Source organism: Streptomyces sp. NPDC012794, from assembly GCF_042901085.1.
GTDB lineage: Bacteria > Actinomycetota > Actinomycetes > Streptomycetales > Streptomycetaceae > Streptomyces.
In genome coordinates, this window is sequence record NZ_JBIBCI010000012.1 from 178,046 (window position 1) to 202,084 (window position 24,039).

Sequence of the window (24,039 nt, forward strand, 5' to 3'; positions counted from 1 at the left end):
GCACTGCCGAAAGTCCACTACCGCCGGCCGGCTCCGGTGAGGACGACGAGCTGCCGGGTCGCCCGGGTCATGGCGACGTAGCGGTCGACCGCGCCTTCCACGCCCGTGCCGAAGTCCTCCGGGTCGACGAGGACGACCAGGTCGAACTCCAACCCCTTGGACAGCTGGGGGGTCAGCGACCGGACGCGGGAGGTCGTACGGAACATGGGGTCGCCGATGACGCAGGCGACGCCCTCCGCGTTCGCGGAGAGCCAGGCGTCGAGCACCGAGTCCCGGTCCGCGGCGGATCCGTGGACCACGGGGATGCCGCTGCCGCGGATGGAGGCCGGCACGTTGGCGTCCGGGAGGACGGCCCGGATGACCGGCTCGGCCTCCTCCATGACCTCGCGCGGCGTGCGGTAGTTGACGCTCAGGGAGGCCATGGTGATCCGGTCGAGCCCGATCCGCTCAAGCCGCTCCTGCCAGGACTCCGCGAAGCCGTGCCTGGCCTGGGCCCGGTCGCCGACGATGGTGAAGCTGCGGGAGGGGCAGCGCCGCAGCAGCATCTGCCATTCCGCGTCGGTCAGTTCCTGGGCCTCGTCCACGACGATGTGGGCGAACGGGCCCGCCAGGAGGTCCCGGTCGGCCGCGGGCAACGCGGTCTCGTCGATCAGGCTGTCCTGGAGGTCCTTGCCGTGCAGCATCGTCACCGCCCCTTCGCCGTCGGCGTCGGCCGCGATGACGCTGTCGATGACGCCGGCCATCCGCTCGCGTTCGGCGGCGACGGAGGCCTCGTGGCGGCGCTTGCGCAGGGACGCCTGCGAGTCGCCGAGCCGCTGCCGGGCGGCGTCCAGCAGGGGCAGGTCGGACACCGTCCAGTGCCCGGCGTCCTCGCGCTGGAGCGTGCGCACCTCGTCACGGCTGAGCCAGGGGGCGCACTTGCGCAGGTAGGCGGGCACCGACCACAGGTCGGCGACCAGCTCGGTCGCCTCGAGCATCGGCCACGCCCGGTCCAGGGCGGTGACCAGCTCCCGGTTCTGCCGCAGCGACCTGCGGAACAGCCCGGGCGAGAGGTCGTCGTCGTCCCCGTCGCCCTCGTCCTGGTGCTTGTCGAAGAGGATCGTGACCAGTTCCTCCCAGATCTGCTCGCGCGCCTCGTTGTGCGGGGTGCCCGGTTCGACCGCGTCGAACGCCGCGGCCCAGTCGTCCGCGGTCAGCCGGACCTCGCCCCAGTGGGTCGTGACGGTCATCCCCTGGGCGGGCGGCTCCTCGTAGAACCTGACGGCCGTCTCGATCGCCCGCACCAGGTCCGCGGACGACTTCAGGCGGGCCGCCTCCGGGTCGCTCTCGGCGGCCGCCGTGGCGCCCTCGGCGACCAGGTCCCGGACGGTGCAGGTCTGGACGCCCTCCTCGCCGAGGCTGGGCAGGACGTCGGCGACGTAGGACAGGTAGGGGCGGTGCGGGCCGACGAAGAGCACGCCGCCCCGGCGGTGGCCCAGGCGGGGGTCGGAGTACAGGAGGTGGGCGGTGCGGTGCAGGGCGACGACCGTCTTCCCGGTGCCCGGCCCGCCGTCGACGACGAGGGCGCCGCGGGATCCCGCACGGATGATGGCGTCCTGGTCCGCCTGGATGGTGCCGAGGACGTCCCGCATGCGGGACGACCGGTTGCCGGCGAGGCTCGCGATGAACGCCGACTGGTCGTCGAGCGCGGCGTGCCCCTCCAGCCCGTCGACGGTGAACACCTCGTCCCAGTAGTCGCCGATCCGGCCCGCGGTCCAGCGGTACCTGCGACGGCTCGCCAGGCCCATCGGGCTGGCGTGGGTGGCCGCGAAGAACGGCTCGGCCGCCGGGGAGCGCCAGTCGATCAGCAGCCTGCGGCCCGTACTGTCGGTGAGGCCGAACCGTCCGACGTACAGGGGCTCGGGGTCGTCGGCGAGGACGATGCGGCCGAGGCACAGGTCCAGGCCGAAGCGGCGCAGCACGCGAAGGCGCGCGGTCAGCCGGTGGATCTCCGCGTCCCGGTCCATGGCCTCCCGGCCGATGCCGCCGGGCGCCCTGCGCGCGGCGTCGAGCCGCTCGGACACCTCGGCGATCGTCTGCGCGAGGCACTCCTCGATGGCGGCGAAGTGCTGCTCGTCGCCGGCGACCAGCTTCGCGTCGGCCTTGGCGGACAGGTGCTCGGGGAGGTTGAAGACGCTGGTGGTCAGCGGGTTCACGGATGCGGCTCCGATCTGAGGTCGCTCGCGACCTGTGGGGTGCGGTGAGTGCGGTGGGGCGGTGGGATGGGTCTTCCGGGGGCCCGGTTCGAGCAGTGGCGGCCGGTTCGCGCCGAGACGGCGGCCCGGTTCACGCGGAGACGGCGGCCCGGTTCACGCCGAGACGGCGGCCCGGTTCACGCCGAGGCGGGCACCGGGGCCGCTACCGGCCGAGCTCGTCGAGCAGGCGCCGGGCGGCGACGGTCGTTCCGTCCGTACGGACGGTGGCGGCCACGGCGGTGGCGCGTTCGCGGACCGCGGGCGTCAGGACGGCCCCGAGCACGGCCGACAGGGAGTCGGCGGTGGGAACCGGCCCGTCGTGTTCCGCGCCGATGCCCAGCTCGCGGACCCGGCCGGCCCAGTACGGCCCGTCCCCGCCCCCGGGTACGACCACCTGAGGAGCCCCGGCCAGGGCGGCGGTCGTCGTGGTGCCCGCGCTGCCGTGGTGGACCACGGCGGCGACCCGGCGGAACAGCGCCTGCTGGTTGACCTCGCCGACGAGGAAGCAGTCGTCGTGGCCGTCGGGCAGGGTCAGGCCGGCCCAGCCCCGGGACAGGAGCACGCGGCGGCCCCGGGCCCGGACGGCTTCGACGGCCGTCCGGGCGAGGCCCTCCGGATCGGGGACGGGCGTGCTGCCGAAGCCCACGTACACCGGGGCCTCGCCGGCGTCGAGGAACTCCACCAGGCCGGCGGGGAGCGGCCGCTCATCCGGCAGGACCCACGCGCCGGTCTGTACGACCCCCAGCTCCGTCGGCTGCCACGGGGACAGGGCCGGATCCGTGGCCAGCCACGGCCGGTCGGAGAAGGCGTAGTCACGCACGCCGTCGACCGGCGGCAGGCCCGCCGAGGCGCGGTGGGTGTTGAGCATCTCCCCGAACATCGTGTGCGCGATCCGGGCGTCCTCGTCCCACAGGGTCCGGTTGGCGACGGTCTCCGGCGGCACCGGCTGGCCCCGCCGCACGGGCGGCCTGCGGTGCGGCGACGGGAGGCTGACCGGCTGGTGGCTCGCGTGGACGTAGCGGATGCCGAGCTTGTCGGCGACCGAGCGGGCGGCGGCCGTGACCGGCAGCGGGCCGGTCACCACCAGCGCGTCGCAGCCCTCGGCCGCCGCCGCGACCGTGCCGAACTGGGCGGCCATCAGCTCCGAGGCGCGCTCCGCCAGACCGGCCGCCGACCCGGGCGTCACCGTGGTGACCACGGGCCGCACCGGCCGGCCGGCGGGCACCGTCTCCACCCCGAGCCCGGCCAGCCGCTCCACGAACTCCTCGTCGGGCGGGGCGCACACGCGCACCTCGGCGCCCAGCTCCCGCAACCGCACGGCGAGTGCCACGATCGGCTCGACGCTCCCGCGCGATCCGTAGACCGAGAACAACACACGCATGACCGGCTCCCCCACTTCGATGATCTTGGCTTAGGCCGGTGATTCTGCTGCACGACCAGGGCCTTGCGGCAAGCCCCCCGGTGCGTTATAACTTGAGAGTGGCAAGGAGTGGTCATCCCTCCTTGCCTTTGTCGTTTCCGCCCTCCTCGTGTGGAGCGTGCCGAGGGATCGGCGGACGACACTCCCCCTCACCCAGGGCCCGAGCGGCCCAACACCCGCCTGCGCGCGTACGCGTGCGCGGCGGTTCCGGCGGACCCGCACCCGGGCATCCCTCCCCCGCACCCCGGGGGCCCGCCGGGGTGTTCACGGAGGCCGTTCGCGGCCGGCGCGGCCGGAAAGCGGCGGTGACGGCGGGACCCTCCGGCCGACGGCGTCCGCCCCGCCGCCCGTCGCACTGCCTTTCGGCCAACCTCCGCCGTTTCACATGGAGTTATTGCGCATTGTCGAAAAGCGTCCGCTGCGCCCGGATCACCCCGGGAGCTACCGTTGCGCTCGTTCGTCCGCAACACGGATCCAGCCATCACACGTCGTCCCACACCCTTGGGAGTTCTCATGGCAGATTTCGACGCGGCCACGTCGTTCGAGGCCCACGACCTGGACCTCGGTGGCATCACCGTCACCGCGATGCGCGACACCGCGGGGGTTTCGGCCTTCGCCGCGGGATCGTCCACCTCCACCTGTGGCATCCCGACCGCCACCGCCTGTCAGTGCATCACGCAGCAGCCACAGACCGTTCCCGGCGTCATCTGACAGTGATCCGGCCGACGCCCGTTCCGGCGCCCGTACCCGGGCCCGGAGCGGGCGATCCGCTTCCCGCCCCCGATCAGGCCGAGCCGGAAGGACCCCGGGACGCCATGACTGCCTCCGCCGTGCGCATCTCCTCGTACGCGATGGTGCGCGCGACCACCCTCGCTCACCCCGCGCAATCGCCGGACGCGGCCGCCTTCCGCACCGCGCTCGGGGAACTGACGCGGCTGGAGGGCGCGCTGGCCCGGCTCGTGCCCCGGCTGACCGACGCCTTGTACGCGAGCCGGGGCGGCCATCCCGACCGCTTCCACCGGGACGTGGTGCTGCCGCTGCGCCGGGCCCTGCACAACGGGCGCGAACCCCGGCCCGCCCTCCTCGACGCGCTCGGCGACCTGCCCGGCCGGGTGCCGCCGCTGCGGGAGTGGCTGGAGCTGCGCGGCCGGCTCGCCCCGCTGCGGGCCCGGCTGCTCGGCCCGGCGGCCGCCGCCATGGCGGCGGAGCGGCACGCCCTCGCCGCCCAGTGCCGCGAACCGGCCCTCGCCCTCGCCGCTTCGGCGACCAGCGCCGACCTGCTGGCCGCCGTGGAGCGGGCCGCAGCCGGGACGACCGGGCGCCGCGCCCGCAAGGAGGAGCCTGGGGTGCTGCGGCACGCCGTACGCGCCGCCACCCGCAGCAGCCCGGTGTCCTGGTACACCGCGGTCGGCTGGGGTCCGCTGCCGGCCGGGCCCGGCTCCCCGGAGCCGGCCGGCTCCGACTGGGGGGAGGGCGACCCGCTGGACCCGGTCGGCAACCCGGTGCGCACCGGCCGGAGCCTGGTGGCGGCGCTGTGCGAGGCGCTCCTCGCCGACCCCGCGCGGCGGGCCCGCCTCCCGCACCGGATGGCGAGTGCGGCCCGTACGGCCGGAGGGCGCGCCACCTTCGCCCGTAGCCGCGGCCTTTCCGCCGTCGGCCGGTTCGTCGTCCCCGGGCAGGACGAGGTCGAGGTCGCGGCGAGCGCGCCGCTGGAGCGGCTGGCCGAGCTGTGCCGCACTCCCGCGACGCCCGCGCGTCTGGCGGCGGCGCTGGCCGCGCCGCAGGACCGGGCGGCCGCCCTGGCGTACCTGGAGCAGCTCGTGGACGCCGGGCTGCTGGTGCCCGTACCGCCCGTCGGACCGCAGGAGGACGACCCGCTGGGGCGGATCGCCACCTGGCTGCGCGACGGCGGCGAGCAGGCGCTCGCGGCCCGTGTCGACGAAGCCGGCGACCTGACGCGGAAGTTCGCAGTGGCCGGCCCCCGCGAGCGCACCGCGCTGCTCGGACTCCTGCGCGAGCGCTGGACGGCGCTGCTCGCCTCGGCGGGGCGGGCGCTGCCCACGGGGGACCCGGTGCCGCCGGTGCTGGCGGAGGACGTCGTGGCCCGGCGCCCGCTGGACACCGGCGGCCTGCTCACCGGCGAGGACCACGAGGCGCTGCGCGAGGTCGCCGCCCTGGCCGAGCTGTACGACCTCGGGCACCTGGTGCGCCGGGCCCTGCGCGACCGCTTCGTGGCGCGCTACGGCCGCGGCGGTGTCTGCCACCCGGTCTGGGACTTCGGGCCCTCGACGGTCGCGGCCTGGGAGGACACCGTCCGGGACGCGCTCCTCACCCCGGACGACGGCCTCGGCTCCCTGCCGACCCGCGCCGCAGAACTCGTACGCCTGCGGGCCTCCTTCGAGGCGGCGGTGCGGGAGCGGGCCGCCCTGCGGGAGGATCCGGACTCCGATGTGGTGCTGCCCGCGGAGCTGGTCGGGGCGTACGCGGCGCGGCTGCCCGGCTGGGCGGCGGCGCGCCCGCTGTCGTACGCCCACTTCCTCCAGCGGGACGCCCGGCGCGGGCTGCTGGTCCTGAACCACGTCTACGGCGGCTGGGGACGGACCGGAAGCCGCTTCTTCGGCCTGCTCGGCCCGGAGGCCGTCGAGGCGGTCGCGCGGGAGGTCGCCCGCGGAGCGGGACCCGGCGCGCGGCCGGTGCAGTTCCGCCCCGTCCAGGGCTTCAACGCCAACCTGCAGCCCCGGTTCATGCCGGAGGAGATCGTCTCGCAGGAGTACCCGCCGGAGGGGGCGGCAGGTACCGGGAACCGGACGCCCCTGCGCGACTCCGACGTGGAACTGGTCCACGACGAGACCACCGACCAGGTGCGCCTGCGCGTACGGGACACCGGCGAGCCGCTGGACGTCTTCTACCCGGGCCTGCTGGTGAGCGGTCTGCTCCCGACGCGCGACGCCCCCCTGGTCCACGACCATCCGGAGGGCGTCGTCTCCTTCGCCTCGCTGGTCCCCCGGATCGTCACCGACGTGCCCGGCGGGCCCCTGGTGCGCACCCCCCGGCTGCGCCACCGGCACGTCGTGCTGCGCCGCCGCCGCTGGAAGCTCGCACCCGGCACGGTCAGGGCCCTGCGGACCGCGCTGGCCGACGGCGCGGCCGACGGCGAGGTGCCCTTCACCGCCGTCGCCCGCTGGCGGGCCCTGCTGGGCGTTCCCGACCAGCTGTTCCTGCACCCGCCGCTCGTGACGGCCGCGGAGGCCGCGGCGACGGCGGAGGAGTCCTCCCGCCGGCAGGCGCTGCCCAAGCCGCAGTTCGTCGACCTCGGAAACGCCCTGCACCTGCGCTGCCTCGACAAGTGGCTCGCCCGCCATCCCGACGGGCTGGTGCTGGAGGAGGCGCTGCCCGCGCCCGGCGGGCGGGACGTCCCCGCGCGCGCCGTCGAGGCCGTGGTGGAGACCTACCGTGCGGGGAGCCCCTCATGACCGCCGCGCCGCCCGCGGTGTCCGCCGCTCAGGACGGGGCCGCCGGGTCACGGGCGCCGGACGCCCTGGACGGCCCGGACGCCCTGCACGCCCTGCGGCACTGGCGGCTGCGGCCCGGGGTCACCGCGAGCACCCTCACCGAGGGCCTGCACCTGCGGGGCTGGAGCAGCAGCGTCACCCTGGAGGGCAGCCCCGCGCTGCCGGCGCTGTGGCGGATGGTGGAGGAGGCGTTGCGGCAGGGCGGGGCGGCGGAGCTCGCCGACCGCGCCGGGGCCGGTACGCCGCTGCGTGCCGCGCTGTGCACGCTGATCGGGCAGCTCCACGCGCACGGCATGCTGGTCGAGGACGCGGCTCCGGCCGAGGGCGCCCCCGCGGGCGAGTGGCTGCTCACGGTCGCCGACCACCCCGCCCGGGCAGCGGCCGCCCTCGCCGGGTCCCGGGTGGAGGTACGGGCCGGCGATCCGGACGCGCCCCTGGCCTCCGCGGTCGTACGGGCCCTGGCGCGCGCCGGGATCACGGCGGCGCGGGCCGGGTCCCGCACCGGCGGTGCCGGGCGGGTGCTGGTCCGCGCCACCCGCGCCGACGGCATCGAGTGGGCGGTGGGCGCGGCCGTCGGCCCCGGCGGGGCGTTCGTCACCCCGGCCGGCGCCCCGGAGCGGGCCGGGGCGGACACGGCCGCGCTGGCCGAACGGCTCGGGCTGGGCGGGGAACCCGGGCCGGCGGCGCCGCCGGGCCCTGAGCTGACCGCGCTGGTGGCGGGAGCTGCCGTGCAGCGGCTGCTGTGCGCGGTGGCGGGACTTCCCGATCCGGGCTCCGGGGACGCCGACGGCCCGCGGTCGGGGCCACCGCGGCTCCCCTCGGTGCTGGTCGCCGGTGAGCGCCCCCTGCGGTCGGCGTACCACCCCTGGCCGCAGGGTGCCGCGGAGCCGGCCGCGCCGCCGCCCGGCACGCTCGCCGAGGCGCTGGCCGGGGTGGCCGCGCTGGGCGACGAGCGGCTCGGGGTGGTGGCGCCTCCCCTCACCGGCACCCTGCCGCAGCTTCCGGTGGCGCTGGCCGGCTGCGCGGCGCCGGGCGGCGGGCGGCTGACGGCCGGGGCCGCGCGGGCCGACCTGGCCCGCCTCGACGCTGTGTGCCGTGCCGCCGAACTGCGGTGCGGCGGCCGGGGGGTGGTGGTCGGGGCGGGGCCCGGGCACGCGCTGGGGCGGGCGCTGCGGCGTGCCGCGCTGCGGCTGCCCGCGCCGGGGGCTGGAGCCGCGCCCTGGGACCCGTACGGGAGCGGGCATCCGCAGGCCCGCCACTGGTGGCGCGTCCTGACCCGCCGGCTGGGGGTGCGGGCGCGGCTGAGCGTGACCCCGCTGGACGCGCACGGTACGGCCTACCGGGCCGAGGTACGCGCGAGCGGTCCGCCGGGGCGGCTGCTCGGGCGGGCGGTGGAGGCCACCGCCGGGGACGCGGCCGCCTTCGCGGCGCTGGCCGCGCTGGTCCGCGTACAGGCCTCGGCACTCGACCCGGCCCCGCGTCACACCACCTCGCCCGGCGGGGAGTTGTGTCCGCTCGCGGCGGCCGGGGCGGATCCGGCGCCCTGGGAGGACGAGAGCTGGACCGCGGGCTGGTGGGCCGGGACCGCCGCACGGGAAGCCGGCCTGCACGCCGGCCTGCGTGCGCTGACCGGCCTGCGGGCCCGTCCTTGGGAGCCCGCCGGGCCCGGGGCGCGGGCCGTCGTCACGGCGCTGCGCGGATGCGGGTTCGCCGTACTGGCGGGCCACGACGAGCCCGGCACCGACCCGGAAGGGGGATCGCGGTGAACCCGTCGGCACCACCCGTCACCGGCACTCCGCTCGGGGCGGCCCTCGCCGCGCTCGGGCTGACCGTCCTCGACGCGCGGGGCGCGCTGGAGGCCACGGCCGGCCGGGCCGTGGTCGTCCTGGACGACTGGTCCCTGGAGACCGCCTCCGAGCTGTCGCGGCACGCGCTCCGCCATCCGGTCGCACTGGTCCCGGTGCGCGGTGACGGCGCACTGACGGTGGTCGGCCCGGTGCTGCGGCCCGGCGCCGTGGGCTGCCTCTCCTGTACGGAGTACCGCCGGCTCGCCACCATCGGCGGCCGCGTCCCGTGGCACAGTCCCGGCCTGCGGCTCGGCGGCCGCCCCTCCCCCGCCCTGGCGGACGCCGTGGCGGCACTGGCCGCCGGCCTGCTGGCCGAACCCGTCCCGGGGCCGGGTGCCGCGGCGTCGGTGCGGGTCGTGCACGGCGGCCGGGCCGACTGGTCGAGCCACGGCTTCCGGCCGGCCGGCGGCTGCCCGGTGTGCCTGCCCCTGCCCGACGACGACCCCGCGACGGCCCGGCCCCGCTGGAGCGGGGCGAGGCTGCCGGATCCGGCGGTGCTGCGCGGCGCCAACGACCGTACGGGCAGGGAGGATCTGCGCGCGGAGCTGTACGACGAACGGTTCGGGCCGGTCCACCGGGTGGTGGCCACCGAGGACTCCGCGCACAGCCTGACGAGCGCCTACGTCACCCTCGGACGGGACCTGCCCGACGGCGGCTACGGCCGGTCCGGCGACTACGGCAGCAGCGAGCGGGTGGCGCTCTTCGAGGGCGTCGAGCGGCTCACCGGGATGCGCCCCCACGGGAAGCGGACCGTCCTGCGGGCCTCCTACGCCGCGCTGGGGCCCCAGCGGGCGCTGGACCCGGAGCGGCTGGGACTGCCCGATCCCGCCCATCACGGGCATCCGGCGTCACCGACCGTCCCCTACACCCCCGACCTGGAACTGGACTGGGTGCACGGCTGGTCCCTGACCCGTGGGCGCACGGTCGCCGTGCCCGAGCACGTCGCGTACTGGGACCCCGGTCCGGGCCGGCCGCGCGTCGTCTACGAGTGCTCCAGCGGCTGCGGTCTGGGCAACAGCCCCGAAGAGGCCGCGCTGTACGGGCTGTTCGAGGTCGCGGAACGCGACGCGTTCCTGATGGCCTGGTACGCGAGGACCCCGCTGCGCCGGATCGCGCCGCCGGACGACGACCTCGAGGTGCTGCACCTCGCCGACCGGGCGGAGCTGGCGGGCTACGAGCTCGCGCTGCTGGACGCGACCAACGACTTCGGGGTCCCGGCGGTCGTCGCGGTCGCCCGGCACACCGATCCGCGGTCGGCGGCGCCGCAGGTGTTCCTGGCGGCCGGTGCGCACCACGACCCGCGTGCCGCGATCCGCTCCGCCGTGGTGGAGGCGGTGACGAACGTCTTCAACGCCGCCCAGCGGCTGCGGGCGGAGCCCGGCAGCTGTGATCCGCGCCGGCTGCGTCCGATGCTGGAGCGGCCGGAGCTGGTGGTCACCCTGTCCGACCACACCGCGCTGTACGGGCTGCCCGAGGCCCGGCCGAGGCTGGACTTCCTCTACGAGGGCGATGACCGCCCGACGCCCTGGCGGGAGGCCTGGCCGGGCGCGCCCGAGCCGGTCGCGGAGCCGGCCGGGCTGCTGGACGCCACGGTGCGGCGGCTGGCGGGGGCGGGGCTGGAGGTGATCGTGGTCGGGCAGGACGAGGCGGGGGTGCGCGAGCGCCTCGGCCTCCACACGGCCAAGGCGGTGGTGCCGGGCGCCCTGCCGATGACCTTCGGGCACGTCAACCGGCGCACCCGGGGGCTGCCCCGGCTGCTGGAGGTCCCGCACCGGCTGGGCCGGGCCGCGGGGCCGCTGCGCCATGACGAACTGCCGCTGCATCCGCACCCGTTCCCGTGAGGAGCCGTACGTGACCACCGCCCCCGAAGGCCCCTGGCCCGCCCTGCGCTGCTTCCCCCGGGAGGGGCCCGGGGGCGCCGACGCCTTCCTCGTGGAGGACCTCGCGCCGCTGCTTGACGGGCTCGTCGCCCGGGGCGGGGCCGCGGGGTGGGACTTCGTACGCCAGGCGGAGGGCGAACCGCACCTGCGGGTACGGGTGCACGGCGTCCGGGCGGGGGGCGAAGCCGGACTCCCCGCCCTGGTGGATGCGTTGACGGAGGCGGCGGAGGTCCGTGGGGCGGCCGGGCCGACGCCCGCGGCCGAGGGGCTCGCGGCGCTGTCCACCCGGATCGCGGTGGACTGCGTCGCCGGGACCCCGCGCGGGAGCCGGCGCCTGGCCGTCGCCGGGGACCTGGCGCACGCCACGGCCTGGGCCCTGGGGATGGACCGCTTCGCGGCGGCGCGCTGGCTGCGCGGGCTCGCGGTGGCCGTACGGCCCGGGTCGGCGGAGGCGGGCCGGCTGCCCGCCCGGCTGGTGCACGCCCAGGTGAACGCCGTGTACGCGGCTCAGCGCGCCGGACTCGCCGGCCGGGCGGCGGCCTTGCGGGAGGCGCTGGCGCGGGGCACCGCGACGGGGCCGGCCGCGGCCTGGGCCCGGGGTGTACGGGCGGCGGAGGGGGCCGGGGAGCGGGACGGCGGGCTGCACCTGCTGCTGAACCGGCTCGGGGTGGCCCCGGACGAGGAGCGGGCGGTGTACCGGCTGGCCGCGCACGCCCTGCTGGACACCGGCGAGGCGGCCGCGTACTTCCCCGAGGGGCACCTGGCGCCGGACTGGCGGTACCTGGAGCGGAGCAAGGTCCGGGCGGGCTGGGACGCCCAGGGGGCGCTTCGCCCGGCTCCGGCCGAGACGGTGCCGCGCGGGGAAGAGGTGGCGCTGCCCGGCGGGCCGGTGCCCGAGGTCTCGCTGTGGGCCGCCGTCACCGGGCGGACCAGCGTGCGCAAGGGGCTCAGCGGTCCGCTGAGCGCGCGGACGCTGGGCACGCTGCTGTGGGGCGCCCACGCCACCAGTCACACGACCGGCTCCGACGCGCCCTTCGCGCACCGCCCCTACCCGAGTCCGGGCGGTCTCTACGCGGTGGGGATCCGGCTGATCGTGTTCGGGGTGGAGGGGCTGGAGCCGGGGACGTACCAGAGCCTGCCCGGCCGGCGCGCGCTGCTGCGGGTCGGTGGGGCGCCCGCGCTCGGCGAGTTCAAGGCGCTGTCCGCGTACCTGGACGCGCCGCCGGAGGATCCGATGGCGCTGGTCGTGGACGAGGCACCGGTGGTGCTGGGCCTGTACGTGGACCTGGGCCGGATGCGGCGGCGCTACGGCCTGCGGGCGCTGCGGCTGGGCCTGCTGGAGACCGGTCACCTGGCCCAGTCCCTGCTGCTGACGGCGTCGGCGCTGGGGCTCGGCGCGATGCCGCTGGGCGGGTTCCAGGACGACCTGGCGCACGAACTGTTCGGCCTGGACGACCTGGACCGCCCCCTCCAGTACGTGCTGCCCGTGGGCCGGGCCACATAATGGCACCGCCCGCACCGGCCCGGGCCGGCCCGGCCGGGCCCGCACCGACCCGCACGACCCGAGGGACGAACGATCCATGACGTTGAAGGAAGGCCGGCGGGTGAGGCTCGCGGCGGACATCAGGCTGGCCGACGCGCTGGCCGCCGCGGACGGCTCCGCCGGTTCCCCCGCGCCCGTGCCCGGGTTCCTGGCCTTGGCGGCGGGCACCGAGGGGATGGTCGAGCGGGTGGACGACGAGGAGCGGCGCGAGAGCCACGAGGTGCGCGAGTACCAGCGCCTCACCTCGCTCTTCGAGTCCTTCGGGCACGCCATGCCCCCGGAGAGCAAGCGGCAGCTGGAGGAGCGGATCGCCGCACTGGAACCGGAGTGGGCCGCCTTCCGGGAGCAGCGGCCCGGGGTGCGGCTCCGCGTCCGCTTCGACAGCGGGTTCGTCCTCGACGGGGCGCCCGGGGGGCTGTTCACCGAGGCGGCCGGTGAGGCCGGCTGAGCGGGTGCGCCCCGGGGCGGCGGACCGCCCCGTGCACAGGGGCCCGGCAGGGCGCGCGCGGCCTCACCACCGCGCCGTGGGGCCTTTGCCGGATTTGTGAGAACGGTTACCTTCTCACCTGAATGGCGCGCTTCCGGGTTCATCATGGTTGACCGGAACTGTCGTCTACGCGCCCCCCGCCCCGGCCCACGAGGCCGCCCGGCGACCGGGTCGGCGCCACAAGGGAGAGCCGTGCGACCTGCGGGCAGCTGGACGGGGAAGAACTGGCGGATCGCGCTGCCGGTGGCGGGAGGCGCCTTCGTGCTCGGGTTCGGCGGCCTGTACGCCGCCGGACTCGCCGTCGGCGACGACATAGCCGACGGCACCCGCGTGCGGGGCGTCGACATCGGCGGCATGAGCAGCGCGGCGGCGCGGAGCACGCTCCTGCGGGAGCTCGGGCCGCGGGCCGGCGCCCCGATCCCGGCGGGGATCGGGGACCGCGTCGAGCAGGTCGTACCGGCGTCCGTCGGACTCTCCCTCGACGCCGCCGCGACCGCCGACCGCGCCTCGCACACCGGATACGGGCCGGTCGGGGTCATCGGCCGGCTCTTCGCCTCCGGCGACCCGGACGTCGAGCCCGTGATCCGTACCGACGAGCGGGCCGCCCGCGCCGGGATCGACCGGCTCGCCGCCAGTACCGCGCAGCCGGTCCGCGACGGATCCATCACCTTCGACGACGGCCGGCCGGAGGTCGTCACCGCTCGGACCGGCGTCTCCCTGGTCCGGGACCGGGCCCTCGACACGCTGCGGGAGGCCTACCTGCGGCCGCGCCCGGCCGGCACCCCCGTCGCCCTCCCGGTCACCCGTACCGAGCCCCGGGTCGGCGCGGACGAGACCGGACGCGCCCTGCGCGAGTTCGCCGAACCGGCCGTCTCCGGGCCTGTCACCCTCACCGTGGCGGGTGCCCGCATACCCGTCAGCCCCGTGGTCCTGGGCGAGCACCTGAAGATGACCGCCGACGGCGGCGGGCGCCTGGTCCCGGCCCTGGACTCCGAGGGCCTGCTCAGCGAGCCCGCGGTGGCCGGCCCCGTCACGGACGCGGCCGGAGCGCCGCGCGACGCCGCGCTCGGCGTGGACGCGGACGGCCGCGTACAGGTCACGGAGCGCAGCCGCGACGGGCGGCAGGTCACCGCGGAGGCCATCGGCCGTGCCGTGATGCCCGCGCTGACCCGCTCGGGCGCGGACCGCAGCGCGGAGGTGGCCACCACGGCCGTCGAACCGGAGCTCACCGACGCCGAGGTGCGCGCCCTCGGGATCAAGGAGGAGATGTCCTCCTTCACCGTCGAGTTCCCGGCCGCCCCGTACCGGACCAAGAACATCGGCCGGGCCGTGGAGCTGATCAACGGTTCCCTGGTCATGCCCGGCAAGGAGTGGAGCTTCAACCGCACGGTCGGTGAGCGCACCGCGGAGAACGGCTTCGTCGACGGAATCATGATCAACGACGGCCGGTACGTGAAGTCGCCCGGCGGCGGTGTCTCGGCGGTCGCCACCACGATGTTCAACGCCATGTTCTTCGCCGGCCTCAAGCCGGTCGAGTACGGGGCGCACTCGTTCTACATCGAGCGGTACCCGGAGGGCCGGGAGGCCACCGTCGCCTGGGGCAGCCTCGACCTGCGCTGGCTCAACGACTCGGGCCACGCGGTCTACGTCAAGGCGTCCTCGACCGACACCTCGCTGACGATCAGCCTCCTCGGCACGAAGAAGTACGACGAGGTACGCGCCACCAAGGGCCCGCGCACCAACGTCAAGCCGCCCGCCAAGCACCGGGGCACGGGACCGGCCTGCGAGGTCCAGACGCCCCTGGAGGGCTTCGACGTCACCGTCGGCCGGATCTTCGTCAAGGACGGCCGGGAGGTCAGGCGCGAGGAGCGCACGACGCACTACACTCCGCGCGACGAGGTGACGTGCGAGCCGGAGGCCGCCCCCGGCACGGTCCCGGGCGGAGCCCCGGCCGCCGCCGCACCGGCGGGCGACGCTCCGGCCGCGGCCCCGGCACAGGGCCGGTAGGGGGAACGGGCCCTCACCCGCCGTGACCGGCGGCGCGCGCGGCGCGCACGTCGGGGCCGTGGGGCGCCGGAGGTGCTACAACTGGGGACGTGACCCTTCCTCGCCAGCCGTACCGGGCAATGCGGTGCGGTCACCCCTGAGCAAGGGATTCAAGAGCGTCGCCGGACAGGTGTTCGTCCTCCAGGTGGCGATCGTGGTGTTGCTCGCCGCCGGTGCCCTCCTGGCGCTGCTCCTGCAGTCCCGCCACGACGTCGACCGTGAGGCCCGCAACCGGTCGATCGCCGTCGCCCAGACCTTCGCGCACTCCCCCGACCTGCGGGAAGCGCTGCGCACGGCCGATCCGTCCGCCATCCTGCAACCCCTCGCGGAGGCCACGCGCAAGGCCGCCGGGGTCGACTTCATCGTCGTCATGGACACCGGGGGAATCCGCTACAGCCATCCGAAGCCGGACCGCATCGGCAAGCGCTTCGTGGGCACCATCGAGCCCTCGCTCGCCGGCCGGGTCCACACCGAGAGCGTGCGGGGGCCGCTCGGCAAGGAGATCCAGGCGGTGGTGCCGGTCACCGCGCCGGACGGCAGGGTCGTCGCGCTGGTGTCGGCGGGCCTGACCGTGGAGAACGTCAGCGGCGCCTTCGACCGCCAGCTGCCCGTCATCCTCCTGGTCATGGCCACCGGCCTGGCCCTGGCCACCGCCGGCACGGCGCTGACCAGCCGCCGCCTGCGCCGCCAGACGCACGGGCTCGGCCCCCAGGAGATGACCCGGATGTACGAGCACCACGACGCGGTGCTCCACTCCGTCCGCGAGGGGGTCCTGATCACGGACGGCGACGGGCGGCTGGTCCTGGCGAACGACGAGGCCAAGCGGCTGCTCGGGCTGCCCGAAGGGGCCGAGGGCCGGCACATCGGCGAGGTACCGGGCCTGGACAGCCGGATGGCCGACCTGCTGCTGTCGGGCCGGGTGGCCACCGACGAGGTGCTGGAGACCGGGGACCGGCTGCTCGTCGTCAACCAGCGGCCCACCCACCCGCACGGCCGGCCCGAGGGCGCCGCCGTCACCATCCGCGACTCCACCGACATGCAGGTCCTCTCCGGCCGCGCGGAGGCCGCCCGCAAGCGCCTCAAGCTGCTGTACGACGCCACCGGTGACATCGGTACCACCCTCGACGTGGAGCGCACCGCCCAGGAGCTCGCCGACGTCGCCGTGCCCCGCTTCGCGGACTTCGTCACCGTCGACCTGGCCGACCCGGTGCTCGACGGCGAGGAGCCCGGCCCCGGCTCCGACATGCTGCGCACCGCGGTCAGCGGGATCCGCGCCGACCACCCGCTGTACCCGCTCGGCCGGCTGATCGAGTTCAAGCCCACCACCCCGCAGGCGCGCGGCTACGACACCGGGAAGACGGAGCTGGTGCCGGACCTGGCCGACGCGCCGGGGTGGCACGTGCAGGACCCCCGGCGGGCCTCCGCCATCGTCGAGTACGGCATCCACTCGCTGATCGCGGCGCCGCTCAAGGCCAGGGGCGTGGTCCTCGGCGTGGTCAACTTCTGGCGGGCCGAGAAGCCCGAACCCTTCGACGAGGACGACGTGTCGCTGGCCGAGGAGCTGGTCGCCCGCGCCGCGGTCGCCATGGACAACGCCCGCCGCTACACGCGCGAGCACACGCTGGCCGTCACCCTCCAGCGCAGCCTGCTGCCCCGCGGCCTGCCGGACCAGAGCGCCGTGGACGCGGCGCACTGCTACCTGCCCGCGCAGTCCGGGGTCGGCGGTGACTGGTTCGACGTGATCCCGCTGCCGGGCGGCCGGGTCGCCCTGGTCGTCGGGGACGTGGTCGGGCACGGGCTGCACGCCGCGGCCACGATGGGCCGGCTGCGCACGGCGGTGCACAACTTCACCTCCCTCGACCTGCCGCCCGACGAACTCCTCGCCCGCCTGGACGACCTCGTGCAGCGCATCGACGAGGACGACACCGACGGCGCCGCCGGCGTGCTCGGCGCGACCTGCCTGTACGCCGTCTACGACCCGGTCTCCCGGTACTGCACCCTGTCCCGGGCCGGGCACCTGCCACCGATGGTGGTCGCCCCGGACGGCGCCACGGAGATCGTCGACGTGCCGGCCGGTCCCCCGCTCGGGCTGGGCGGCATGCCGTTCGAGACGAGCGAGCTGCGCCTGGCGGAGGGCAGCCAGCTCGTGCTGTACACGGACGGCCTGGTGGAGCAGCGGACCCGGGACATCGAAGAGGGGCTGGAACTGCTGCGCGCGGCGCTCAGCCACCCGGACCGGGACCCGCAGGAGAGCTGTCTCGCCGTCCTCGACGCCATGCTGCCGTCCCGGCCCACCGACGACGTGGCCCTGCTCATCGCCAGGACCCGGACCCTGGGCCCCGACCGGGTCGCGCAGTGGGACGTACCGCCGCGGGCGAGCGGGGTCGGTGTCGTACGGAACCTGGCGTCCGCGAAGCTCGCGGAGTGGGGGATGGAGGAGCTCGCCTTCACCACCGAGCTCATCCTCAGCGAGCTGATCACCAACGCGCTGCGGCACGGAAGCCCGCCGGTCCGGGTCCGGCTGATCCACGACCACGCCCTGACCTGCGAGGTGTGGGACGGCAGCAGCACCGCCCCGCACCTGCGGTACGCGGCCACCACGGACGAGGGCGGGCGCGGGCTGTTCCTGGTGGCGCAGCTCAGCGAGCACTGGGGCACCCGGTACACGGCCGAGGGGAAGGTCATCTGGTCGGAGCAGGGGCTGACGGGCCACCCGGACGGCGTACCGCTGGAGGCCTTCGGGGATCTCGGACCGTAGCGTGGAGGGGTGCGCCCCAAGCGCTCCGTGTCCGCCTGCCTGACCGCGGTCGCCGTGCTGTACGCGAGCGCGACGCCCGGTTGCGCGCCCGCCGCCCGCGAGCGCTCCGGGGCGCCGGTACGGGCCGCCGCGCCGGTGCTCGCGGCGCAGGTCACGGAGGTGCCCGCGGGGAAGCTGGGGGCGAGCATGCGGGCCGGGTGCCCGGTGACGGCGGACCGGCTACGGCTGGTCCGGATGAACCACTGGGGCTTCGACGGGAAGGTCCACCGGGGCGAGCTGGTCGTCCACCGGGACGCGGTGCGGCCCCTGCTGTACGTGTTCGGCCGGGCCCTGGACGCCCGCTTCCCGATCCGGAGGATGCGGGTGACGGCCGAGTACGGCGGCGACGACCGCGCGGCGATGGCCGATGACAACACCTCGGCGTTCAACTGCCGGCCGGTGACCGGGGACTCCGGGAGGCTTTCGCGGCACTCGTGGGGTCTCGCGGTCGACGTCAACCCGGTCGAGAACCCGTACGTGGACCGGCAGGGCGTGGTGCACCCCCCGGCGGGCCGGGCCTACCTGCGCCGGGACCCGGTCCGCCCCGGGATGATCTCCTCGGACGGGGCGGTGGCCAGGGCGTTCCGCCGGGTCGGCTGGCACTGGGGCGGCGAGTGGTGGTCCAGCCCGGACTACCAGCACTTCTCGTCCGACGGCGGATAGGCCCTGCCGCCGAGGCGGCGCGGCGAGCCCGGGGGGGCAGGGCGCAGCGCCGGCCCACGATCGGGGCGTCGGGGAGCGACGGCGTACGGTCACCGGCGTGCCGCGGCGCGCGTCGGACCACCGCGGGCACACGTCGCCAGGCGGGTATCGCACGGATGATCCACTCCCGGACGGCCGTATCATCGAGGCCGGTCGGCCCCGTCCGGGGAGGGCCGCACACGCCTGCCGCCGCCCGAGAACTCCACGATCACAGAGGCGAGGACCTGCACGTGCACAGGACCGTCACCGAACTCGCGGACGGCCGCGAGCTCATCTACTACGACAGCGCCCCCGGCCGGGACCGCGGTGCCAAGGACCTGCGGCCGCTCGACCCCGTGGAGAGCACGCCCGAGCTGCGCCGGGATCCGGCCACCGGCGACTGGGTCACCATCGCCGCCCACCGGCAGTCCCGTACTTATCACCCGCCCGCCGACGCCTGCCCCCTCTGTCCGTCGCGGGACGGCCGGCCGAGCGAAATCCCGGCCGTCGACTACGAGGTGGCCGTCTTCGAGAACCGTTTCCCCTCGCTCTCCGGCCCGGCCGGCCGCTGCGAGGTGGTCTGCTTCACCCCGGAGCACGACTCCGGTTTCGCCGCCCTCACCCCCGAGCGGGCCCGGCTGGTGCTGGACGCCTGGACCGACCGCACCGCCGAACTGTCGGCCCGCCCCGGCGTGCGGCAGGTCTACTGCTTCGAGAACCGGGGCGCCGAGATCGGCGTCACCCTCCCCCACCCGCACGGCCAGATCTACGCCTTCTCCGCCCCCACCCCGCGCACCGCCAAGCACCTCGCCGCGGCCGCCGCCCACCGGGCGGCCACCGGGCGCAACCTCTTCGAGGACCTGCTCGGCGAGGCCCGCGCGGCCACCGAGCGCGTGGTCCTCGCCGGGGAGCACTGGACCGCCTTCGTCCCGTACGCCGCCCGCTGGCCCTACGAGGTCCACCTGTACCCGCACCGCAGGGTGGCCGCCCTGACCGGCCTCGACGAGGCGGAGCGGGCCGAGTTCCCCGGGCTGTACCTGGACCTGCTGCGGCGCTTCGACCGGCTCTTCGGGCTGGCGGAGCCCACTCCGTACATCTCCGCCTGGCACCAGGCCCCGCTCGTGGGCGGTGAGGAACTCGCCCTGCACCTCGAGCTGTTCACGGTCCGACGGACCGCGGACAAGCTGAAGTTCCTGGCCGGCACCGAATCCGGCATGGACGCCTTCATGAACGACGTGGCTCCCGAGACCGCGGCCCGGCGACTGCGGGAGGTCCGGTGAACACGCGGGTGCGACGGGACTTCGAGCGGATCCACGGCCGCGCCCCGGAAGGGGTCTGGGCCGCCCCGGGCAGGGTGAACCTGATCGGTGAGCACACCGATTACAACGACGGTTTCGCCCTCCCCATGGCCCTGCCGCAGACCACGGTGCTCGCCGCCGGCCGCCGCGACGACGGTCTGCTGCGGGTGCACAGCGCCCAGGGCGACGGGCGGGTCACCGAGTTCGCGGTGGCGGAGCTCGCCCCGGGCGGGGGCGGCGGCTGGGCCCGCTATCCCGCCGGGGTGGTCTGGGCGCTGCGCGAGCGGGGTCTGGCCGTCGGCGGCGCCGACCTGCACCTGGACAGCTCGGTGCCCACCGGTGCGGGGCTGTCCTCCTCGGCGGCCCTGGAGTGCGCGGTGGCCGTCGCGTACGACGAGCTGTACGGGCTGGGGCTGTCCCGGCCGGAGCTGGCGCGGGTGGCGCAGCACGCGGAGAACGCCTTCGCCGGTGTGCCGTGCGGGGTCATGGACCAGATGGCCTCGCTGTGCTGTGCCGAGGGCGGGGCCCTGTACCTGGACAGCCGCGGTCTGGACGTCCGGCAGGTCCCCTTCGACCTCACCGGGCACGGCCTGACGCTGCTGGTGCTGGACACCCGGGTCAAGCACGACCTCGCCGACGGGGCGTACGCCGCCCTGCGGGCGGGGTGCGAGCGGGCGGCGCGGATGCTGGGCCTGCCCGCCCTGCGGGACCTCGACGAGACGGAGCTGCCGGGGGCCCTGGCGGACCTGCCCGGAGAACTCGTCCCGCTGGTGCGGCACGTGGTCACGGAGAACGGGCGGGTCGGCCGGGCCGTCGAGCGTCTGGCGGCGGGCGAGCCGGAGGCCCTGGGCCCGCTGCTGACCGCCGGGCACGCCTCCCTCCGGGACGACTACCGGGTGTCCTGCCCGGAGACGGACCTCGCGGTGGAGGCCGCCGTCGCCGCGGGTGCGCTGGGGGCCCGGATGACCGGCGGCGGATTCGGGGGCTCGGTGATCGCCCTGGTTCCGGCGGAGCGGGCCGCGTCCGTGGGCGGGGCCGTGACGGATGCCTTCGCGGCGGCCGGGTTCGCTCCCCCGGCGGTGCTGGAGGCCGTGCCCTCGGCGGGAGCCCGCAGGATCGCCTGACCCGGCCGGAGTGGAAGGCGGCGTTCCTACTCGGGTGGGGATGAGTATCCACGCTCTGCCGGGACGGCCGGGCGGGCCGAACACTGGAGGCATGAACAAGCGAACGCACGGACCGGCTCACGGACTGTCGACGGGCCTGGTGCTGGCCGGGGTGGCGATGGCGGCCTGGGCCGCCTGGCTGGGGTGGGACCAGCGGCGGGACGTCCAGCCCGACGGTTCGACGACCGGCCCCTACGAGGCGTGGCAGGTGGCCGGGCTCGTGCTCACCCTGCTGGTGCCGGTGTACTGGGCGGCCGCCCGGCAGTACGTTCCGGCCGCGGTGCTCGGCACCAGCGCCGGTCTGGGCGCCGCCGCCTTCGTCGACTGGTCGGACGACGGGAGCGGGCTGTTCGTGATCGGCGTGGGCATGGTCGTGATCGGGAGCCTGGTGGTGACCTGTGCCCTGGCGCTCGCGGTCGCCTCGCTGAAGCGGAGCCCTTGAGACCGCCCACACCGCCGATACCTCTAATACCGCTGATACCGCCGGATGTTCCGCGCGCGGGTCCTGACCGCGCCGACGGGTCCCGGCCCGGCCGGCGCCCCCTGGAGGGCGGCACGGCCGGGCTTCTCTGCCTTTCGGCAGAGGAACGGATCCCCCGCGAGGCTCACGCCGCCGTGGGCACCGGCATCAATACTGGTCAGCGTGGTCCGCATCCCCTCCTTCCGCCGTCCTGCCCGCAGCGTCCCGTCCGGGGCGCTGCCGTCCGGGTGCGCGCGTACGGCGGCTGGGACCGCCGGCGTGGCCCTGCTGGGGCTGGGGGTGTTCGCGGCCGTCGCGGGTCTGGGGCTCGTGCGTCACCCGTCCTTGCAGCTGCAGGTGATCCTTCTCGGCGTCGGCCTCTTCCCGCTGCGCGGCCGGTTCCCCGGGCCGGTGCTGCTCGCGCTGGCCGCCCTGACCGGGCTGGCGAGCGGTGTCGGGCCCCTCACCGCGGTGGCCGCGTACGCCCTGGCGCGGCGCACGGCCGTGGCCCGGCAGCGGGCCCGGCTGCCGGCCGCGGCGGGCTGCCTCCTCGTGGCGGTGGCGACGGCGGCCGCGCCGCTGGCCGGTCCGGGGCGGATGCCGTACGGTCTGGCGCTGGGCCTGGTGCTGGCCCCGACCGCGGTGGTCGTGCCGGGGCTGGTCGGTACGGCGCAGGGGCAGCAGCGGCGTCTGGTACGGGCCCTGCGCGAGCGCGGGGACGCGGCGGAACGGGCGCGCCGGGCGGCGGACAGCGAGGCCCGCACCCACGAGCGTTCGCGCATCGCCGCCGAGATGCACGACCTGCTCGGGCACCGGCTCAGCCTGATCTCGCTGCACGCGGGCGGGCTGGAGATGGCCCTGGGCCGGGCGGATCCCGAGCTGCGCGAGGAGGCCGTCCTGGTACGGCGGACCACCCGCGACGCGATGCGCGAACTGCGGCAGGTCCTCGGGGTGCTCGGGCCGCTGGGCCGGGACGCCGGGCCGGACGTCCTGACGGACGCGACGGGCACCCGCGCCGACATCGCGGCGCTGGTGGCGGAGTCCCGCGACGGCGGGGTCGCCGTGCGGCTGGACTGGACGGGCCCGGACCTCGACGCCCGTCCGGCGGCGGTGCGCCGGGCGGCGCACCGGGTGGTACGCGAAGCCCTGACCAACGTCCACCGGTACGCCCCGTCGGCGCACGTCACCGTCAGCGTCACCCACGACGCGGAGGCGGTACGGATCACCGTGCGCAACGGGGCTCCGCCCGGACCCGCCGTCGCCGGCGCCGGGGACGCGGGCGTGGGCACCGGCCGCGGGCTCACCGGCCTCAGGGAGCGGGTGGAACTCCTCGGCGGAGCCTTCGACGCCGCCCCGCTGTCCTCCGGCGGGTTCCGGGTGGACGCGGCGCTGCCGGCGGAGCCCGGTGACGCCCTCGTCCCGGAGCCGTCCGCCGGGCCGTACCCCGCCGGGCCGGACGCCACCGCTCCCGGTCCGCGGGGCACCGGCTCCGAGGGCGGCGCCGCGAACACCCTGACGCTGGCCCTCGGTCTCGGGGCGCTGTGCGTGCTGATGGCCCTCGGGACCGCCTTCGTGTACGGCAGCGCGCCCGGGCGGGACGCGGGACCGCGCCCGCTGCCCCGGGTCGGCATGACGTACGCGGACGTGACGGGCCTCGGCGTCGTGGACAACGCGGCGGTCCGGGCCGCCGCCACCGGGCACGAGCCGCCGCGTCCTGCCGGCACGGCCGGCTGCGTCTACCCGTTCAACGGCGCGACCGAGGCCCGTCCCGGCGGGCTGCTGGTGGCCCGCTACTGCTTCGACGCCGGACAGCGTCTGACCGCCATCGACCGTTTCACCGTCCCGTCGGTCCGGGACGCCGCACCCTGGGAGACCCCGTGACCGAGACCGACCGGCCGATCCGTGTCCTGCTCGCCGACGACGAGACGATGATCCGGCACGGCGTACGCCTGATCCTGCGTCATGCCGACGGCATCGAGGTCGTCGCCGAGGCGGCGGACGGGAGGCAGGCCGTCGAACTGGCCGCCGCCCACCACCCCGACGTGGCGCTGGTCGACATCCGGATGCCGGTGTGCGACGGGCTGGCGGCGATCGCGCCGTTGCTCGCCCTGGATCCGGCGCCGCGCGTGGTGATGCTGACGACCTTCGGTGACGACGACAACGTCGTCCGGGCTCTGCGGGAGGGCGCCGCCGGGTTCCTGCTGAAGGACGAAGGGCCGCAGGAGCTGATCAGCGCGGTACGGGCCGCCGCGGCGGGTGACGCCGTGCTCTCCCCGGGCGTGACCGGGGCGGTGATTTCCCGGATGCTGGGCGCCCCCGAGCCGGGGCCCGCCGACGGCGCGGACGGGGACGAGCGGCTCGCCCGGCTCACGGGCCGCGAGCGGGACGTGCTCGCGGCGCTCGGCGAGGGGCTGTCCAACCAGGAGATCGCGGTCCGGCTCGGCATCGGGACCGGCACGGTGAAGACGCACGTGGGAGCGATCCTGGACAAGACGGGTTCGGCGAGCCGGGTGCAGGCGGCGCTCCTGGCGCACCGGACCGGGCTGGCCTCCTGAGCCTCTGTCCCGGGGCGGGGGCGGAGGCCCGGACCTCTGCCCTCCGGCAGAGGAGCACGGGCCCGGGCCGCTCTTTCGGCAGAGGCCCACTCGGTCCTTGAGACCGATGTCCGCGC

The 24,039-nt window shown here is 76.3% G+C and carries 16 protein-coding genes; 14 read left to right on the forward strand and 2 right to left on the reverse strand.

The features are described from left to right. Positions 1–17: 17 nt before the first annotated feature. Both helR and ACFY7H_RS22895 read right to left on the reverse strand, forming a co-directional pair. On the reverse strand, positions 18–2,195 hold the full coding sequence (gene helR / locus ACFY7H_RS22890) for an RNA polymerase recycling motor ATPase HelR (protein WP_388940657.1): 2,178 nt from the start codon (positions 2,193–2,195) through the stop codon (positions 18–20). A 202-nt stretch (positions 2,196–2,397) separates the two neighbouring features. Continuing rightward, complete coding sequence (locus ACFY7H_RS22895) at positions 2,398–3,615, reverse strand: glycosyltransferase (protein ID WP_388940659.1); 1,218 nt, start codon at positions 3,613–3,615, stop codon at positions 2,398–2,400. Positions 3,616–4,167: 552 nt separating this feature from the next. Here ACFY7H_RS22895 and ACFY7H_RS22900 point away from each other — a divergent pair. The 14 genes from ACFY7H_RS22900 to ACFY7H_RS22965 all read left to right on the forward strand — a co-directional run bounded on the left by ACFY7H_RS22900 (position 4,168) and on the right by ACFY7H_RS22965 (position 23,923). Continuing rightward, positions 4,168–4,365, forward strand: a complete 198-nt coding sequence (locus ACFY7H_RS22900) for a thiazolylpeptide-type bacteriocin (protein ID WP_388940661.1) — start codon at positions 4,168–4,170, stop codon at positions 4,363–4,365. Positions 4,366–4,469: 104 nt separating this feature from the next. Continuing rightward, positions 4,470–7,127 carry a hypothetical protein gene (locus ACFY7H_RS22905; protein WP_388940662.1) on the forward strand — a complete coding sequence of 886 codons (2,658 nt, stop codon included), beginning with the start codon at positions 4,470–4,472 and terminating at the stop codon, positions 7,125–7,127. After that, a complete protein-coding gene (locus tag ACFY7H_RS22910; protein WP_388940664.1) occupies positions 7,124–8,932 on the forward strand; it encodes a hypothetical protein in 1,809 nt (602 codons plus the stop codon). The genes ACFY7H_RS22905 and ACFY7H_RS22910 overlap by 4 nt, the downstream gene beginning before the upstream one ends. Further along, a complete protein-coding gene (locus ACFY7H_RS22915; RefSeq protein WP_388940666.1) occupies positions 8,929–10,854 on the forward strand; it encodes a TOMM precursor leader peptide-binding protein in 1,926 nt (641 codons plus the stop codon). The genes ACFY7H_RS22910 and ACFY7H_RS22915 overlap by 4 nt, the downstream gene beginning before the upstream one ends. Positions 10,855–10,864: 10 nt before the next feature. Next, positions 10,865–12,397, forward strand: a complete 1,533-nt coding sequence (locus ACFY7H_RS22920; protein ID WP_388940667.1) for a nitroreductase family protein — start codon at positions 10,865–10,867, stop codon at positions 12,395–12,397. Between the two features lie 76 nt (positions 12,398–12,473). Further along, the gene (locus ACFY7H_RS22925; RefSeq protein ID WP_388940669.1) at positions 12,474–12,884 is read left to right on the forward strand and encodes a hypothetical protein; all 411 of its coding nucleotides are present in this window, start codon (positions 12,474–12,476) and stop codon (positions 12,882–12,884) included. Between the two features lie 231 nt (positions 12,885–13,115). Then, a complete protein-coding gene (locus tag ACFY7H_RS22930) occupies positions 13,116–14,930 on the forward strand; it encodes a VanW family protein (RefSeq protein ID WP_388940670.1) in 1,815 nt (604 codons plus the stop codon). Between the two features lie 124 nt (positions 14,931–15,054). Beyond that, positions 15,055–17,727, forward strand: coding sequence for a SpoIIE family protein phosphatase (locus tag ACFY7H_RS22935; RefSeq protein WP_388940672.1), 2,673 nt, complete (start codon positions 15,055–15,057; stop codon positions 17,725–17,727). 9 nt (positions 17,728–17,736) lie between these two features. Next, on the forward strand, positions 17,737–18,429 hold the full coding sequence (locus tag ACFY7H_RS22940; protein WP_388940673.1) for a M15 family metallopeptidase: 693 nt from the start codon (positions 17,737–17,739) through the stop codon (positions 18,427–18,429). A 269-nt stretch (positions 18,430–18,698) separates the two neighbouring features. Then, positions 18,699–19,727, forward strand: a complete 1,029-nt coding sequence (gene galT / locus ACFY7H_RS22945; protein ID WP_388940674.1) for a galactose-1-phosphate uridylyltransferase — start codon at positions 18,699–18,701, stop codon at positions 19,725–19,727. Next, entirely contained in the window at positions 19,724–20,869 is a 1,146-nt protein-coding gene (galK, locus tag ACFY7H_RS22950; protein ID WP_388940677.1) for a galactokinase, read from the forward strand. The genes galT and galK overlap by 4 nt, the downstream gene beginning before the upstream one ends. Positions 20,870–20,960: 91 nt before the next feature. Then, positions 20,961–21,350, forward strand: coding sequence for a hypothetical protein (locus ACFY7H_RS22955; RefSeq protein ID WP_388940679.1), 390 nt, complete (start codon positions 20,961–20,963; stop codon positions 21,348–21,350). 201 nt (positions 21,351–21,551) lie between these two features. Continuing rightward, a complete protein-coding gene (locus ACFY7H_RS22960) occupies positions 21,552–23,249 on the forward strand; it encodes a sensor histidine kinase (RefSeq protein ID WP_388940681.1) in 1,698 nt (565 codons plus the stop codon). Beyond that, on the forward strand, positions 23,246–23,923 hold the full coding sequence (locus ACFY7H_RS22965) for a response regulator (protein ID WP_388940682.1): 678 nt from the start codon (positions 23,246–23,248) through the stop codon (positions 23,921–23,923). Before ACFY7H_RS22960 ends, ACFY7H_RS22965 begins: the two co-directional genes overlap by 4 nt. Positions 23,924–24,039 lie beyond the last annotated feature (116 nt).

Coding starts and splice junctions, on each gene's coding strand:
- ACFY7H_RS22895 (WP_388940659.1), bottom strand. CDS start 3,615: ATGCGTGTGTTGTTCTCGGTCTACGGATCGCGCGGGAGCGTCGAGCCG.
- ACFY7H_RS22900 (WP_388940661.1), top strand. CDS start 4,168: ATGGCAGATTTCGACGCGGCCACGTCGTTCGAGGCCCACGACCTGGAC.
- ACFY7H_RS22905 (WP_388940662.1), top strand. CDS start 4,470: ATGACTGCCTCCGCCGTGCGCATCTCCTCGTACGCGATGGTGCGCGCG.
- ACFY7H_RS22910 (WP_388940664.1), top strand. CDS start 7,124: ATGACCGCCGCGCCGCCCGCGGTGTCCGCCGCTCAGGACGGGGCCGCC.
- ACFY7H_RS22925 (WP_388940669.1), top strand. CDS start 12,474: ATGACGTTGAAGGAAGGCCGGCGGGTGAGGCTCGCGGCGGACATCAGG.
- ACFY7H_RS22955 (WP_388940679.1), top strand. CDS start 20,961: ATGAACAAGCGAACGCACGGACCGGCTCACGGACTGTCGACGGGCCTG.